Below are 13,596 nucleotides of genomic sequence, written 5' to 3' on the forward strand. Positions count from 1 at the left end.
TTTCAATACGTTGAGTGTTGCATTAAATGCATCGCAATATTTTGTTTCAAGATTTGTCCTGATTAAAAAACAACATTCCGTTGCTCAGGTGCCTGAGCAAATGTTCACTGGCGACGGTCAGCTCTCTGCCCTTGTGGCTGATGATATGGGCTTTTGCTTGGGATAACACCGGGTGTGGTGCGGGCAGGCAGGTGATTTTTCCCGCCAGGATTTCTTCATGTACGGTAAGCCTGGGCATGAAGGTCAGCCCCATTCCTGACAGCACAAAATTCTTTAGAACCGCCACGGAATTGGTCTTTAATTGTGGTTTGAAACGAATGTGTTCCAGCTGTTCAACCAAGCGGGTCAGCTGGCCCATACCAAACTGCTGATCGATAAGGGCCAAGGGGTAGTCCAGTACCTCATGAATACCCGCTGGTCTTATCCGGGTCAGGGGATGACCCGGCGGTGTGATCAGTTCAAGGGGCTGGCTGCTGGCAACATGAGATACCAGATCCGGGTCGGGCAGGGGGGCATATACCAGGGCCAAGTCGACCATGTCTTCCTTGATTAACCTGACAGCTTCATTGGCTCCGGCCATTTCGACGGTGATGGCGATATCCGGATAACGCTGCATGAAATTTTGTAAGGGTGCTGAAATCAGGTCAGCAATAAAACCTTCGCCTACCGCCAGGGTCACATGGCCGCGCCGCAATTCTTGCAGTGCTTCGATTCTTGAACGTGTGGCCTCTTCACTGGCCTTTTGTTGGCGATAAAGGGAGATCAGTTCTTCACCCACCTCAGTAAGGGTAAAGCCCTGGCCGGAACGGTACCCCACCGGCACCCCTATCTCTTCCTCCAGTTGACCAAGCTGTCTGCTGATGGCGGAAGCGTCGATGTTCAGACGAGAAGCGGCTTTACGCAAAGAGCCTTGGCGTGCAGCTTCGTTAAGGTAGTGTAATGCCCGAGGATTGAACTTCCACATTGGCGGTGTCTCCTTGGAAGGACTACGAGTGGATGATATGGGAAAGCGGTATGAGTTTGTTGATAACTAATCAGCGGAGCAGGCGCTTTTTTGTTGCCGCCGGTCCAGCATGCTTTTCACCGCCATCGCCAGCAGCACCATGGCGCCGCCCAGCAGGCCCTGATCGCTGGGCCGCTCGCTCAAAAACAACCACACTAGCAGGGTGCCGAAGACGGTTTCCAGCAACAGCAGCAGGCTCACTTCCGCCGAGGGCAGGTACAAGGGCCCCTGCTGGATCAGGGTGAAGCCCGCCGGCATCAACACCAGGCAAAGCAACAGCAGCCAGCCCAGGTTGGCGGCGTCGGGCAGCATCACCTCGCCGCTCCAGGCCAGGGCCAGCAGGGCGGTACCCAGGCCGCCCAGGGTCAGCATGGGGCTCATGTCCACCCCGGGCCGGCTGCGCGCCAGGGTCAGGTTGCCGGCCAGCCCGACGGCCGCCATCAGTGCCAGGGCATTGCCGAGCAGGGAGCCCTCGCCGGCATCGTCGAGCACGATAAGGGAAATCCCCGCCAGGCAGGCGCCGATGGCCAGCCAGGTGCGCAGGGGCAGCCGCTCATGCAGGAACAGGCGGCTGAGTAGGGCGGCGATCAGCGGGGCCGAGGCCAGGATCACCAGCACGTTGCCGGCACTGGTGAAATGGTTGCCGAGCACAAAGCCCAGGGTGCTGACCGTGAACAGCAGGGCACAGCCCAGTCCCGCCCGGCCGCAGGCCAGGTAGGCTCGAAACCAGTGGCGGCGGTAGCGGGCCACCACGATAAGCCAGAACCCCAGCACGTTGAGCAGCCCGCGCCACAGCACCAGCTGATCGGCGGGGATGCTGATGATGCGCAGCAACAGGGCGTCGGGGGAGATGATCAGCACCCCCAGGGCGGTGAGCAGCAGTCCTTTCTGGTGGTGGTCCATAACCTGGAGTCATTAGTGGCCGGCAAAGCAGCGATGCTACCCAAGCCGGCGGGGAATGGCCAGCGTCGCGCTGCTGTCCCGCACCACCAGCTCCGGGGCCAGGGTCAGTACACGGCGCGGGCTGTCCGGCGCCCGGATGCGGGCCAGCAGGGTGTCTACCGCCAGGGCGCCCAGGCCGGCCTTGGGTTGCTCTATGCTGGTGAGCGCCGGCACCAGGTAGCGGGCCAGCTCGATATTGTCGTAGCCCACCAGGGACATGTGTTGTGGCACGCTCAGCCCGGCATCGGCCAGGGCGCGCAGGGCACCCACCGCCATCATGTCGTTGCCCACAAACACCGCCGTGGGGCGCTCATTGCCTGCCAGCAGCCGGGCCATGGCCGCCTTGCCGCCAGTCAGCTCAAAGTCGCCCTCGGCAATCCATTCGGGGCGCACCGCCAGGCCGGCCTGTGCCATGGCGGCCTTGAATCCCGCCAGCCGTTCCTCCGCCGCCCGTTTGCCCATGGGGCCGGTAATGCAGCCGATATGGCGATGGCCAAGGCGGATCAGGTGTTCGGTGGCCAGCCGGCCGCCCCGCTGGCCCGAATCCTGAATAAGATCCGCCTCCAGATCCATGGGGCCCCAGTCCGCCAGCACCAGGGGCACGCTGGGGTAGCGTTCAAACACCCCGGCGCCCAAATGGGCCTGGGTGCACATGACGATGACGCCGTCCACCCGCTTTTGCAGCAGCATTTCCATGCTGGCGTTGAGCCGGGCCTTGTCGCCCAGGGTGTTGCACAGCACCAGGCTGTAGCCGAGTTCGAAGCAGCGCTGCTCCACCCCCTGCACCACCTCGGCAAAAAAGGGGTTGGCGCTGGCGGTGACCAGCATGCCCAGGGTCCGGGTCTGGTTGACCTTGAGGCTGCGTGCCAGGGCCGAGGGGGCATAGTGCAGGGCTTCTATCGCCTGTTCCACCCGGGCGGTGATCTCGGGGCTGACGAAGCGGGTTTTGTTCAGCACATGGCTGACGGTGGAGGTGGAGACCCGGGCAAGCCGGGCCACGTCCTTGATGGTGGCCATCAGTGTTGCTCCAGCAGGGCCTCGATCTCGGCCCGGTAGGGCACCGAGGTCTGGGCGCCGGGGCGGGTCACCGAAATGGCCGCCGCCGCCTGGGCAAAACGCACCGCCTCGGCCAGCGGCCGGTCCTGCTGCAGGGCGGCGACCAGGGCGCCGTTAAAGGTGTCGCCCGCCGCCGTGGTGTCCACCGCCTGCACCGAAAAGCCCGGCACCCGCCGGCCCTGGCCCTGTTCGCTCAGCCAGACGCCGCGCGCGCCCAGGGTGATGATGACAACTGCGATGCCCTTGGCATGCAGCGCCCCGGCCGCGGCGGCCGCGCCGGCGTCGTCGTTTACCGCCACGCCGGTGAGCCGCTCGGCTTCGGTTTCGTTGGGGGTGATGAGATCCACCAGGGCCAGCAGTTCGTCCGGCAGGGCCCGGGCGGGGGCGGGGTTGAGCACCACCCGGGCGCCCCGGGCCTTGGCGGCGCGGGCGGCGGCCAGGTTGGTGTCGAGCGGGATTTCCAGCTGCAACAGCAGCTGTTTGCAATGCAGTGCCTCGGCGTGGCGCGCCAGCCGGTCCGGGGTCAGTTCGGCGTTGGCGCCGGCCGCCAGGGCAATGGTGTTTTCGCCGGCGTCGTTCACCTGGATAAGGGCCACTCCGGTGTTGACGCCCGCCACGGTGTCGATGGCGGTGGTGTCGATGCCGTCGGCGGCAAAGCCGGCCACCAGGCTGCCGGCCAGGGCATCCTCGCCCACGCAGGCCACAAAGCGGGTGGCCGCGCCGGCGCGGGCGGCGGCCACCGCCTGGTTGGCACCCTTGCCGCCGGGCACAATGCGGTAATCGCGGCCGGTGAGGGTTTCACCGGGGCGGGGAAACTGGGGCAGCCTTATCACATGATCGATATTGATGCTGCCTGCTACGGTCAGGGTCATGGTTGTTACCTTCTGTGCCTTGGCTAAGGCGGGTTTGGTTATTCCGGATACTGTCGGCCGCATTCATGGTCATGCCCGCGCAGGCGGGCATCCAGGGGGCGGTTGCAGCGTGCCAAGGAGGCCCCATGGACCCCCGCCTGCGCGGGGGTGACGAAGGGACGCCGGCCATCTTACTGGCTGATCACCTGCAGCGGAACCGGGATATGGTCGGCCACGGTCTCGCCCTTGAGCACCTTGTCAGCGGTTTCCACCGCGATGGCGCCGATGGCGTCGGGCTGCTGGGCGATGGTCGCCGCCAGGCGGCCTCCTTCCACCGCCTTGATGCCGTCTTCGGTGCCGTCGAAGCCGACGATCAGCACCTCTTTCTTGTTGGCGGCCTGCAGGGCGCGCAGAGCGCCCAGGGCCATTTCGTCGTTCTGGGCGAACACCGCCTGCACGTCCGGGTTGCCGGTTAGCAGGTTTTCCATCACGTTCAGGCCCTTGGTGCGGTCGAAGTCGGCGGGCTGGCTGGCCATCAGGCTGAAGCCGTGCTCGGTCACCGCCTGGGCGAAGCCCTGGCCGCGCTCGCGGGCGGCGCTGGTGCCGGCGATGCCTTCCAACTGGATGACCCTGGCGTCATGCCCCAGCCGTTCGGCGATAAAATCGCCGGCCATCTTGCCGCCGGCCACGTTGTCGGAGGCGATATGGGACACCACCTCGCCCCGGCCGGCGGCGCGGTCCAGGGTCAGCACCGGCAGGCCGGCCCGGTTGGCCAGGCGGATGGCGTTGGCCACGGCATCGGAGTCGGTGGGGTTGATCATCAGCACCTTGGCGCCGCGCACGTTCAGATCTTCCACGTTGGCCAGCTCCTTGGCGGGATCGTTCTGGGAGTCGAGCACGATGAGGTTGTAGCCGAGTTCGGCCGCCTTCTGCTCGGCCCCTTCCTTCATGGTGACGAAGAAGGGGTTGTTGAGGGTGGAGATCACCAGCGCCAGGGTGTCCTGGGCGTAGGCGCCGGCGGTCAGGGTGGTGCCGACGAGCGCGGTGGCAAGCAGGGTGGTCAGTTTTTTCATGGTTCGGCTTCCTTCTCTTGTGTTGCGTAGGGTTACTTGTTCTTGTTGTCCACCAGCACCGCCAGCAGGATCACCGAGGCCTTGGCGATCATCTGGTAGTAGGAGGAGACGTCCAGCAGGTTGAGGGCGTTGTTGAGAAAACCGATGATAAGCGCCCCTACCAGGGTGCCCATGATGGCGCCCTTGCCGCCGGCCAGGCTGGTGCCGCCCAGTACCACGGCGGCGATGGCGTCCAGCTCGTAGCTGGTGCCGGCGGTGGGCTGGGCCGAGGACAGCCGGCTGGTGACGATGATGGCCGCCAGCGCCGACAGCATACCGCAGAGGGCGTAGACCCCCATCTTGACCCGGGCCACGTTGATGCCGGAGAGCCGCGCCGCCGCCTCGTTGCCGCCCACCGCGTAGATATAGCGGCCGAAGCGGGTGTGGTTGAGCAGGTACCAGGCGCCGAGGAAGGTCATGGCCATCAGCCATACCGGCACCGGAATGCCGAACACATAGCCGGTGCCGAACCAGGCGAACAGATCCGCCTGGTCGGAAAAACCGGTGGAGATGGGCCGGCCGTCGGTATAGACCATGGTCACACCGCGCAGCAGGGTCATGGTGACCAGGGTGGCGATAAAGGCCTGCACCCGGCCCTTGGCGACGATGACACCGCTCACCCCGCCGAGCAGGAAGCCGGCCAGCAGCACCACCGGCAGGGTGACGAAGAGGGAGTATTCCATCGACACCATGGTGGCAGCGAAGGCGCCGCACAGGGCCAGTACCGAGCCCACGCTGAGGTCGATGCCGGCGGTGAGGATCACCAGGGTCATGCCCACGGCGATGATGGCGTTCACCGAGGTCTGGCGCAGTATGTTGAACAGGTTGTCGAGGGTGAAGAAGTTGGGGCTCAGCATGGACACCACCCCGATCAGCACCAGCAGGGCAATCAGTGATTTCTGGGCGATCAGCCATTCCTTGCTGAACCAGCGGCGGCCGGGGTTGATAGCGGGGGCGTTCATGGGGTTACCTCTTGTTGAGCCTGGCCGACGGCGGCGGCCAGCAGTTGTTCCTGGGTGGCCCCGAGGGCCGGGAATTCGCCATTGATGCGGCCTTCGCGCATCACCAGAATACGGTCCGAGATGCCCAATACTTCCGGCATGTCGGATGACACCAGCAGAATGGCCATGCCTTCCTGTTTGAATCGGTTGATAAGCTGATAGATTTCCTTCCTGGCGCCGACATCCACGCCGCGGGTGGGCTCGTCCAGGATCAGCACCCGGGGACGGGTCATCAAGCCCTTGGCAATGGCAACCTTCTGCTGGTTGCCGCCGGAGAGATTGCCAATCAGCTGCTCCCGGCCCGGGGTCTTGATGTTGAACAGCTGGATGAAGTCGTCCACCGCGGTGCACTCGGCGTCGTGATCGAGCTGCGGCCCCCGGCTGAGTTCGGCCAGGGCCGACAGGCTCATGTTGACCTTGACCGACAGCCCCAGGATGAGACCGTCGCCCTTGCGGTCTTCCGAAATATAGGCAATGCCCGCCGCCAGCCCCTGCTGGGGTGTTTTGGCATGATAGGGCCTGCCCGCCAGCCGCACGCTGCCGGCGGTGCGGGGCAGGGCGCCGCACAACAGTTTCATCAGCTCGGTACGGCCGGCGCCCATCAGCCCGGAAAAGCCGAGGATCTCGCCCTGGCGCAGGGAGAAACCCGCGTCCTTCACCCCGGCGCCGCACAAGCCGCCCACTTCCAGCACCACCGGCCCCGGCGGCACGGCCAGGCGCGGGTACTGCTCGTCCAGCCGCCGGCCCACCATCATCTCGATAAGGCGGTCCTCGTCGATGTCCGCCACCGCCTCCTCGCCGATCCACTTGCCGTCGCGCAGCACCGTCACCCGGTCGCAGATCTCGAAGATCTCCTTGAGGCGATGGGAGATATAGACGATGCCGCAACCGGCCTGGCGCAACTCTTCAATCACCCGGAACAGGGCCCGGGTTTCGGTATCGGTGAGGGCGTCGGTGGGCTCGTCCATGATGATGACGGCCGCCTCGAACGACAGCGCCTTGGCGATCTCCACCATCTGCTGGGCACCGATGCTCAAGTCGCCGACCCGGGTCTTGGGGGAGTGGCGGATCTGCAGCCGGTCCAGCAGGGCCTGGGCGTCGGCGTAGAGCCGGCGCCAGTCGATTTTGCCGACCGCGTTGACCGGCTCCCGGCCGAGGAAGATGTTCTCGGCGATGGTCAGCTCCGGCAGCAGGTTCAGTTCCTGGTGGATGATGCCAATGCCCACCTGCTGGGATTCGCGCGGCCCCCTGAAATCACAGGGCCGGCCCCGGTAGCGGATCTCGCCCGCGTCCAGCGGGTAGATGCCGGTCAGCACCTTCATCAGGGTGGACTTGCCGGCGCCGTTTTCACCCATCAGCGCCATCACCTGGCCCGGATACACCTTGAGCCCGGCCTGATCCAGCGCCTTGACCCCGGGAAAGGCCTTGTCGATGCCGGTAAGAGACAATATGGGTTCCATGCTCACCTCAGAAGGGCACGCCGGCGCGCAGAATGAGATTGGCGTAGGGGGTGCATTCGCCGGTCCGCACCACCGCCCGACTGTGGCCGTTTTGCCGCTTGAACTGCTCATGGGCCACATAGCCGACCGTTATGTCCCGGCCCTGGGCCGCGGCCGCCCCGGCCACCTGATCCAGCAGTCGCTGGTGCAGCTCGGGGCTGGCCTGCTTGATCTCTTCCGCCAGTACCACGGCTTCCAGCTGCAGCTCGGTGAGCAGGGCCGCCAGGGTGTCCTCCAGTCCGGGCAGGCCGGGGCGCACCGCCAGATCGATACGCTCGACCCCGGCGGGAATGGGCAGTCCGGCGTCGGCCAGGGTAATCTCGTCGGTGTGGCCCAGTCCTGCCACCAGGGCGGATAAATGGCTGTTCAGCAGAGGGATTTTCTTCACGGTACCGCCTTGTTTCAGGGGCCGAAGAGCCCCGAAAATTAACCTGAAATTGCGAGCGAAACGGTTACGCAATCGATTCGATGGAGAGATTGTAGGGGAAATTTCCGGATTGGTTAGCAAAAAGTGACGGAACTGCGAGGCGGATCAAAAAAGTGGAACCCGGGGTCAGGCGGGGGCGTCATTCTTCCCCCACCACCTTGTTCCTTTCCCGCTTGGCCTGGTAGAGGCAGGCGTCGGCGCGGCGCAGCACCTGCTGGATGGCGTCGCCCGGGCGGCAGACGGCGACCCCGAAACTGGCGGTCAGGTGGATGTCGTGACAGAAGCGGGTTTCGGCCAGGGTATGGCGCAGGCGCTCGCTCAGGCGCACCGCGTCCGGGCCGCCGGTGTCGGGCAGCCAGAGGATGAACTCCTCGCCGCCCCAGCGGGCCAGCAGGTCGGCCTGGCGCAGGTGGGGGCGCAGCAGGGCGGGAATGGCCTGCAACACCAGATCCCCGGTCTGGTGGCCATGGCGGTCGTTGATGTCCTTGAAGTAGTCCAGATCCAGCAGCACCAGGGCGGCGTCCCGCTGCTGGTGGCGACACTCCTCGGTCAGCATCTGGTCGAAATGGCGACGGTTGAACAGGCCGGTGAGGTAGTCGGTGCGGGCCTGCTCGCGGGAGAGGGTGAGCTGGCGGGCGAGGGCGGCATTGGCGTCGGCCAGTGCCCGGGTGCGCTCTTGCACTTTCCGCTCCAGTTCCCGGTTCAATTGCTCCAGATGGGCCTGCTCGCGGCGTTGCTCTTCCTCGGCCTGTACCTGCAGGTGGATGTCCTGATGGGCACCCAGCATGCGCACCGGCTCGCCGTGCTCGTCGTATTCCACGAATCGGGCCTTGTCCTGCAGCCAGATATAGTCGCCGTCCGCTTTTTTAAAGCGGTAGCGGGCGCTGAACAGGGGGGCCTCGCCGTCCAGGTAGCGCTGCATGGCGGCCATGGTGGCGGGGTGGTCGTCGGGATGGATAAGCCCGAGCCAGGTGTCCACTGTTTCCGGCAGGCTGAAGGGTTCGTAGCCCAGCATCAGGTACCAGCGGGCGCTGCGCCGTACCCGGCCGGTGAGCCGGTCCCAGTCCCAGATGCCGTCGCTGACGATATCCAGCGCCAGTTGCAGGGTCTTTTCCAGGGAACGCAGTCGCTCCAGCTCCGGCGTCAGGTCGTCATCGCTCATGGCGGCAGCCCGCCGGCGCCGGCCGGTCGTTCGGGATGATGGTTTTTTTGGCTGTCGCCACAAATTCGAATTGATACACTAAGCCGCTTGACTCCATTGCCACTTGCCGCCCTGTTCGTAGGTATTTATTTTGCACGCCAGTCCCTTGAATACAGAGTTTAGTCAGTTATTGGCCCCCATCCATGGCTTTTTGCATTGCCCCACTCCGGATGAGTGGCTGGCCGAGGCGCGCAGGCCCGCGCACCTGGCCACCCTGCTGGTGGATCACGCCAACTGCGAGATGAAGGCGGCCATGAGCGCCCACCGCCTGGTGCGCCGCTACTGCCTGCCGAAGGACAAGCGCAAGCTGCTGCCCAACCTCGATTTCTACAAGTCGCTGGACGCCCTGCCGGACAAGGGCGAGGTGCTGGGCAAGCAGGCCCTGACCGAGGACAACCGGCGGGTGTTCGACGAGCTGGCCAAGAACGATCTGCTGGTGAAGATGGTGCGCCTTATCCAGGAGGAGCTGCACCATTTCGAGCAGGTGCTGGAGATCATGCAGGCCCGCGGCATTGCCTACGGTACCCTCTCCGCCTCCCGCTACGCCAGCGGGCTGCTGGCTTATGTGCGCACCCATGAACCGGCGGCCATCGTGGATCGCCTGATCATCGGCGCCTACATAGAGGCGCGCTCCTGCGAGCGCTTCGCCCGGCTGGCGCCCTGGCTGGATGACGAGCTGGCCCGGTTCTACGTGTCGCTGCTGCGCTCCGAGGCCCGCCACTACCAGGATTACCTGGCGTTGGCGCGGGATTATGCGGGAGAGAGCATCGACGAACGGGTGGCTTTTTTCGGCGAGAAGGAGGCGGAACTCATCCGCTCGCCCGACCCTCTGTTCCGCTTCCACAGCGGGGTGCCGGTGGCCGCCTGACGCCTCAGCCCCGGTGCCAGCGGTATTCGTTGTTGTAGCTCTGCAGCAGGCGCAGGCCCTGTTCGCTCTGGGGATTGGCCAGCACCCGGGCGGTGGGCCCGGCTTCCACCACATGGCCCTCGTGCATCAGGATCACCTGGTCGCTGATGTGCCGCACCACGCCCAGATCGTTGGCCACGATGATATAGGACAGCCCCAGGGTGCTCTGCAGGCTCAGCAGCAGGTTGATGATCTGGGAGCGCACCGACAGGTCCAGGGTGGAGATGGCCTCGTCGGCGACGATGATCCTGGGCGAGAGGATCAGCGCCCGGGCCAGGGCCACCCGCTGTTTCTGGCCGGTGGAGATCATGCCCGGGTAGAAATGGTAGTGATCCGGCAGCAGCCCCACCATGCGCAGGGTGTCCAGGGCCAGGGCCTGCCGCTGCTCGGCGTCGAGCTCGGTATTGAGGCTGAGCGGCGCCTCCAGGATCTGGCCGATGCGGCTGCGCGGGTTGAGGGCGGTGCTGGGGTCCTGGAAGATCATGCGCAGCAGCTTGCAGCGCTTCTTGTCGTCCCCCGGCTCTATCTTGTCGCCGTCGATATAGATGCTGCCCTGGGTGGGTGGCATCACCCCGGCCAGCACCTTGGCCAGGGTGCTCTTGCCGGAGCCGGCCTCGCCCATCAGCGCCAGGGTCTGGCCCCGCTCCAGGGTGAACGACAGGGGGTAAAAGGCGACCTTGCGCTGGCGGCGGAACAGGCCGCTCTGGTTGACGAACACCTTGCTGAGATTGTCGACCTTGAGCAGGGGCACCTGGCTCATCTGGATTTACCTTTTTGCATGTTGAGCGGGAAATGGCAGTAGTACACATGGCCCTTGACCTTGGCCAGGGGTGGAGTCACCACGCATTCCTTGCGGGCATTGGGACAACGTGGTCCCAGCCGGCAGCCGATGGGGAGGTTTTGCAAGGGGGGGATCACCCCGGGCAGGGTGTTCAGCCGCGACTTGTGCGGCAGGGTGCCGTCCAGATCCGGCATCATCTGCAGCAGGGCGGCGGTGTAGGGATGGTGCGGCCGGGTCAGGATCTGCTCCCGGGTGCCGGACTCCACCGTCTGACCGCAGTACATGACGGTGATGTTGTGGGTCAGCTTGGCGAAGGCGGTCATGTCGGTGCTGATCAGCAGTATGGTGGTGCCCGAGAGCTTGTTCACCCGCTCCAGCAGCCGCAGTATCTGGGCCTGGTTGGTGGCCTCCATGGCGTTGGTGGGCTCGTCGGCCACCAGCAGCTTGGGCTGGTTGGCGATGGCCATGGCGATCATCACCTTCTGGCAGACCCCTTCCGACAACTGGTAGGGATAGGCGTTCATCACCATCTTGTGATCCCGGATGCCCACCCGGTGCAGCAGGGCCACCGCCTGCTTGCGGCGCCACTGCCAGCGTTGCCACCACTTGCCCTGGAAGCTGCGGGCGGGAATGGCTTCCTCCAACTGGGCGCCGATTTTCTCGGAAGGGTCGAGGCAACTGGAGGGTTCCTGGAACACCATGGCGATATCCCGCCCCATGATGCGTCGCCGCTCCTTGGGGGACAGGCTCTGCAGGTCGATGTTGTCGAGGTACATGCGGTCGGCGGTGACCCGCCAGGTGTCCTTTTCGATGCCCACTATGGTCTGGGCCACCAGGCTCTTGCCCGAGCCGGACTCGCCCACCAGGCCGCGGATTTCGCCGTCGGCCAGGGTCAGGCTGAATTTGTCCACCGCCTTGACCATGCCCTGGGGCGTGTCGATTTCGATGGTCAGGTTGCGAATATCCAGCAGCGGCATCAGTTCATTACCTCATTGATGGCCTGGCGCAGGCCTTCTCCCACCATGTTCACCACCAGCACCGAGAGCAGTATCGCCAGCCCCGGCAGTATCACCGTCCAGGGCGACAGGTAGATGAGATCCACCGCGTCCGACAGCATGGCGCCCCATTCCGGGCGGGGTGGCTGGGCGCCCAGGCCGAGAAAGCCCACGGCGGTGATGTCCAGGATGGCGGCAGACAGCCCGCGGGTGGTCTGGCTGACGATGGTGTCGCTCAGGTTGGGCAACACCCCAAACCTGAGTATACGCCACTGGTTGGCGCCATCGAGGCGCAGGGCGGTGATGTACTCCTTCTGCATCTCGTCCGAGACCGCATTGTAGGTGGCGCGGATAAACTGGGGGGTGAGGGCCAGGGTGATGGCCAGCAGGGTATTGAACAGCCCCGGTCCCAGAATGGCCACGAAGATGATGGCCAGCAGCAGGGAGGGGATGGACAGCAGGGTATCGAGCAGGTGGTTGAGGATGCTCGCCTTGAGCCCCTTGCTCATGCCGCCGAGGATGCCGATGCACCCCCCCACCAGCAGCGCCACCAGCACCACCAGCACGCCGTTGCCGAAGGTGAGGCGGGCGCCCATGATCAGCCGCGAGAGCAGGTCGCGGCCCAGATCGTCGGTGCCGAGAAAAAAGTCGATATTGCCGTCGATGGCCCAGGAGGGCGGCAGCAACAGCGCCTGGCTGAACTGCTCATAGGGCGGATGGGGGGCCAGCCAGGGGCCGAGCAGGGTAAACAGGGTCAAAAAACCCAGTCCCCAGAGGCCGATCATCGCCAGGGTATTCTTGCGAAACAGCTCCCAGGCCTGCTCCAGCGGGGAGCGCACCTTGAGCTCGGGGTAGATGTTAGCCCTGCTTGGCATAAAGGGCCTTCCTCCGGGTGGGATAGATCAGGGTGGAAACGATGTCCACCAGCACGTTGGCGACGACGGTGAAGGTGGCGATGGCCAGGGTACCGCCCTTGATGGCGGCATAATCCTGCAGCGCTATGCTGGTCACCAGCCAGCGGCCCAGGCCAGGCCAGTCGAACACGATCTCGGTCATCATCGCCGAGGTCAGCACGGTGCCGAGCTGCAGCCCCAGGGTGGGAATGGCCATGGGAAAGGCGTTGCGCAGGCCGTGGCGCAGCATCACCTGGGTTTCGCTCAGGCCCTTGGTCAGGGCGGCCCGGATGTAGTTCTGCTTCATCACCTCCAGCAGGGCGCTGCGGATTTGGCGGATCACCTCGGTGGTGGGCACTATGGCCAGCACCAGGGAGGGCAGCACCAGGTGCCTGAGGGCGTCGAGAAAGGCCGGCCAACGGTAGGGATGCTCGGCGAGCAGGGCGTCGATGGTCATGATGCCGGTGACCGGACTGATGTCGTACAGCAGGCTCAACTGGCCCGAGACCGGCAGCCAGCCCAGGTTGAGCGAAAAGAACATCACCAGCAGCAGGCCGAGCCAGAACACCGGCACCGAATAGCCCACCAGGGTGCCGGTGAGGATCAGGGTATCCTGCCAGCGGCCCTGGCGCAGGGCCGCCAGGGTGCCGACGGGCACGCCGACGACCATGGAAATGACGAAGGCGGCCAGGCACAGCTCCAGGGTGGCGGGGAAATACTGGCCGAGCGCGCCCAGCACCGGCATGCCGGTGGCGCTGGAGATGCCGAAGTCCCCGGCCAGCAACTGGCGGATAAAGACCAGGTAGCCGCTCCAGAAGTCGCCGCGGATATCGGTCAGCAGGTGGTACTCCAGGGCGTAGGCGATCAGGGTCAGCATCAGCAGGGTGGTCAGCAGCAGGTTGAGCCGCCGCAGCAGGTAACGCAGCAT

14 protein-coding genes are annotated in these 13,596 nt (G+C 64.9%); 1 reads left to right on the forward strand and 13 read right to left on the reverse strand.

Annotated elements, in window-relative coordinates:
- Positions 1-46: 46 nt before the first annotated feature.
- The 9 genes from AN401_RS06855 to AN401_RS06895 all read right to left on the reverse strand — a co-directional run bounded on the left by AN401_RS06855 (position 47) and on the right by AN401_RS06895 (position 9,053).
- Entirely contained in the window at positions 47-964 is a 918-nt protein-coding gene (locus AN401_RS06855; RefSeq protein ID WP_096778878.1) for a LysR family transcriptional regulator, read from the reverse strand.
- 66 nt (positions 965-1,030) lie between these two features.
- Positions 1,031-1,906: a DMT family transporter gene (locus AN401_RS06860; protein WP_096778879.1), complete on the reverse strand. Its 876-nt coding sequence runs from the start codon at positions 1,904-1,906 to the stop codon at positions 1,031-1,033.
- Between the two features lie 36 nt (positions 1,907-1,942).
- Positions 1,943-2,962 (reverse strand): substrate-binding domain-containing protein, encoded by a 1,020-nt coding sequence (locus AN401_RS06865; protein ID WP_096778880.1) that lies wholly within the window; start codon positions 2,960-2,962, stop codon positions 1,943-1,945.
- Complete coding sequence (gene rbsK / locus AN401_RS06870; protein WP_096778881.1) at positions 2,962-3,873, reverse strand: ribokinase; 912 nt, start codon at positions 3,871-3,873, stop codon at positions 2,962-2,964. The genes AN401_RS06865 and rbsK overlap by 1 nt, the downstream gene beginning before the upstream one ends.
- Before the next feature lie 170 nt (positions 3,874-4,043).
- On the reverse strand, positions 4,044-4,925 hold the full coding sequence (rbsB, locus tag AN401_RS06875; protein ID WP_094039732.1) for a ribose ABC transporter substrate-binding protein RbsB: 882 nt from the start codon (positions 4,923-4,925) through the stop codon (positions 4,044-4,046).
- Positions 4,926-4,957: 32 nt separating this feature from the next.
- Positions 4,958-5,926: a ribose ABC transporter permease gene (rbsC, locus tag AN401_RS06880; protein ID WP_096778882.1), complete on the reverse strand. Its 969-nt coding sequence runs from the start codon at positions 5,924-5,926 to the stop codon at positions 4,958-4,960.
- Complete coding sequence (gene rbsA, locus AN401_RS06885) at positions 5,923-7,425, reverse strand: ribose ABC transporter ATP-binding protein RbsA (protein ID WP_096778883.1); 1,503 nt, start codon at positions 7,423-7,425, stop codon at positions 5,923-5,925. Before rbsA ends, rbsC begins: the two co-directional genes overlap by 4 nt.
- A gap of 7 nt (positions 7,426-7,432) precedes the next feature.
- On the reverse strand, positions 7,433-7,852 hold the full coding sequence (rbsD, locus tag AN401_RS06890; RefSeq protein ID WP_094039729.1) for a D-ribose pyranase: 420 nt from the start codon (positions 7,850-7,852) through the stop codon (positions 7,433-7,435).
- A 178-nt stretch (positions 7,853-8,030) separates the two neighbouring features.
- On the reverse strand, positions 8,031-9,053 hold the full coding sequence (locus AN401_RS06895; protein ID WP_096778884.1) for a GGDEF domain-containing protein: 1,023 nt from the start codon (positions 9,051-9,053) through the stop codon (positions 8,031-8,033).
- A gap of 145 nt (positions 9,054-9,198) precedes the next feature.
- Between AN401_RS06895 and miaE the strand changes: the two genes are divergently transcribed.
- Positions 9,199-9,960 (forward strand): tRNA isopentenyl-2-thiomethyl-A-37 hydroxylase MiaE, encoded by a 762-nt coding sequence (gene miaE / locus AN401_RS06900; protein ID WP_408645761.1) that lies wholly within the window; start codon positions 9,199-9,201, stop codon positions 9,958-9,960.
- A 4-nt stretch (positions 9,961-9,964) separates the two neighbouring features.
- Here miaE and AN401_RS06905 read toward each other — a convergent pair whose 3' ends face one another.
- Genes AN401_RS06905 through AN401_RS06920 form a run of 4 tightly spaced genes read right to left on the reverse strand, consistent with a single transcriptional unit; the run spans position 9,965 to position 13,596 of the window.
- Positions 9,965-10,759, reverse strand: a complete 795-nt coding sequence (locus AN401_RS06905; RefSeq protein ID WP_094039726.1) for a peptide ABC transporter ATP-binding protein — start codon at positions 10,757-10,759, stop codon at positions 9,965-9,967.
- Positions 10,756-11,757: a peptide ABC transporter ATP-binding protein gene (locus AN401_RS06910; RefSeq protein WP_094039725.1), complete on the reverse strand. Its 1,002-nt coding sequence runs from the start codon at positions 11,755-11,757 to the stop codon at positions 10,756-10,758. Before AN401_RS06910 ends, AN401_RS06905 begins: the two co-directional genes overlap by 4 nt.
- On the reverse strand, positions 11,757-12,650 hold the full coding sequence (locus tag AN401_RS06915; RefSeq protein ID WP_094039724.1) for an ABC transporter permease subunit: 894 nt from the start codon (positions 12,648-12,650) through the stop codon (positions 11,757-11,759). Before AN401_RS06915 ends, AN401_RS06910 begins: the two co-directional genes overlap by 1 nt.
- Positions 12,634-13,596: an ABC transporter permease gene (locus AN401_RS06920; protein ID WP_094039723.1), complete on the reverse strand. Its 963-nt coding sequence runs from the start codon at positions 13,594-13,596 to the stop codon at positions 12,634-12,636. The genes AN401_RS06915 and AN401_RS06920 overlap by 17 nt, the downstream gene beginning before the upstream one ends.

Source organism: Zobellella denitrificans (genome assembly GCF_002407485.1).
Classification (GTDB): Bacteria; Pseudomonadota; Gammaproteobacteria; order Enterobacterales; family Aeromonadaceae; genus Oceanimonas; species Oceanimonas denitrificans.

Coding starts and splice junctions, on each gene's coding strand:
- AN401_RS06860 (WP_096778879.1), bottom strand. CDS start 1,906: ATGGACCACCACCAGAAAGGACTGCTGCTCACCGCCCTGGGGGTGCTG.
- AN401_RS06910 (WP_094039725.1), bottom strand. CDS start 11,757: ATGCCGCTGCTGGATATTCGCAACCTGACCATCGAAATCGACACGCCC.
- rbsA (WP_096778883.1), bottom strand. CDS start 7,425: ATGGAACCCATATTGTCTCTTACCGGCATCGACAAGGCCTTTCCCGGG.
- rbsC (WP_096778882.1), bottom strand. CDS start 5,926: ATGAACGCCCCCGCTATCAACCCCGGCCGCCGCTGGTTCAGCAAGGAA.
- AN401_RS06915 (WP_094039724.1), bottom strand. CDS start 12,650: ATGCCAAGCAGGGCTAACATCTACCCCGAGCTCAAGGTGCGCTCCCCG.
- AN401_RS06865 (WP_096778880.1), bottom strand. CDS start 2,962: ATGGCCACCATCAAGGACGTGGCCCGGCTTGCCCGGGTCTCCACCTCC.
- rbsK (WP_096778881.1), bottom strand. CDS start 3,873: ATGACCCTGACCGTAGCAGGCAGCATCAATATCGATCATGTGATAAGG.
- AN401_RS06920 (WP_094039723.1), bottom strand. CDS start 13,596: ATGCTGCGTTACCTGCTGCGGCGGCTCAACCTGCTGCTGACCACCCTG.
- rbsB (WP_094039732.1), bottom strand. CDS start 4,925: ATGAAAAAACTGACCACCCTGCTTGCCACCGCGCTCGTCGGCACCACC.
- AN401_RS06895 (WP_096778884.1), bottom strand. CDS start 9,053: ATGAGCGATGACGACCTGACGCCGGAGCTGGAGCGACTGCGTTCCCTG.
- AN401_RS06855 (WP_096778878.1), bottom strand. CDS start 964: ATGTGGAAGTTCAATCCTCGGGCATTACACTACCTTAACGAAGCTGCA.
- AN401_RS06905 (WP_094039726.1), bottom strand. CDS start 10,759: ATGAGCCAGGTGCCCCTGCTCAAGGTCGACAATCTCAGCAAGGTGTTC.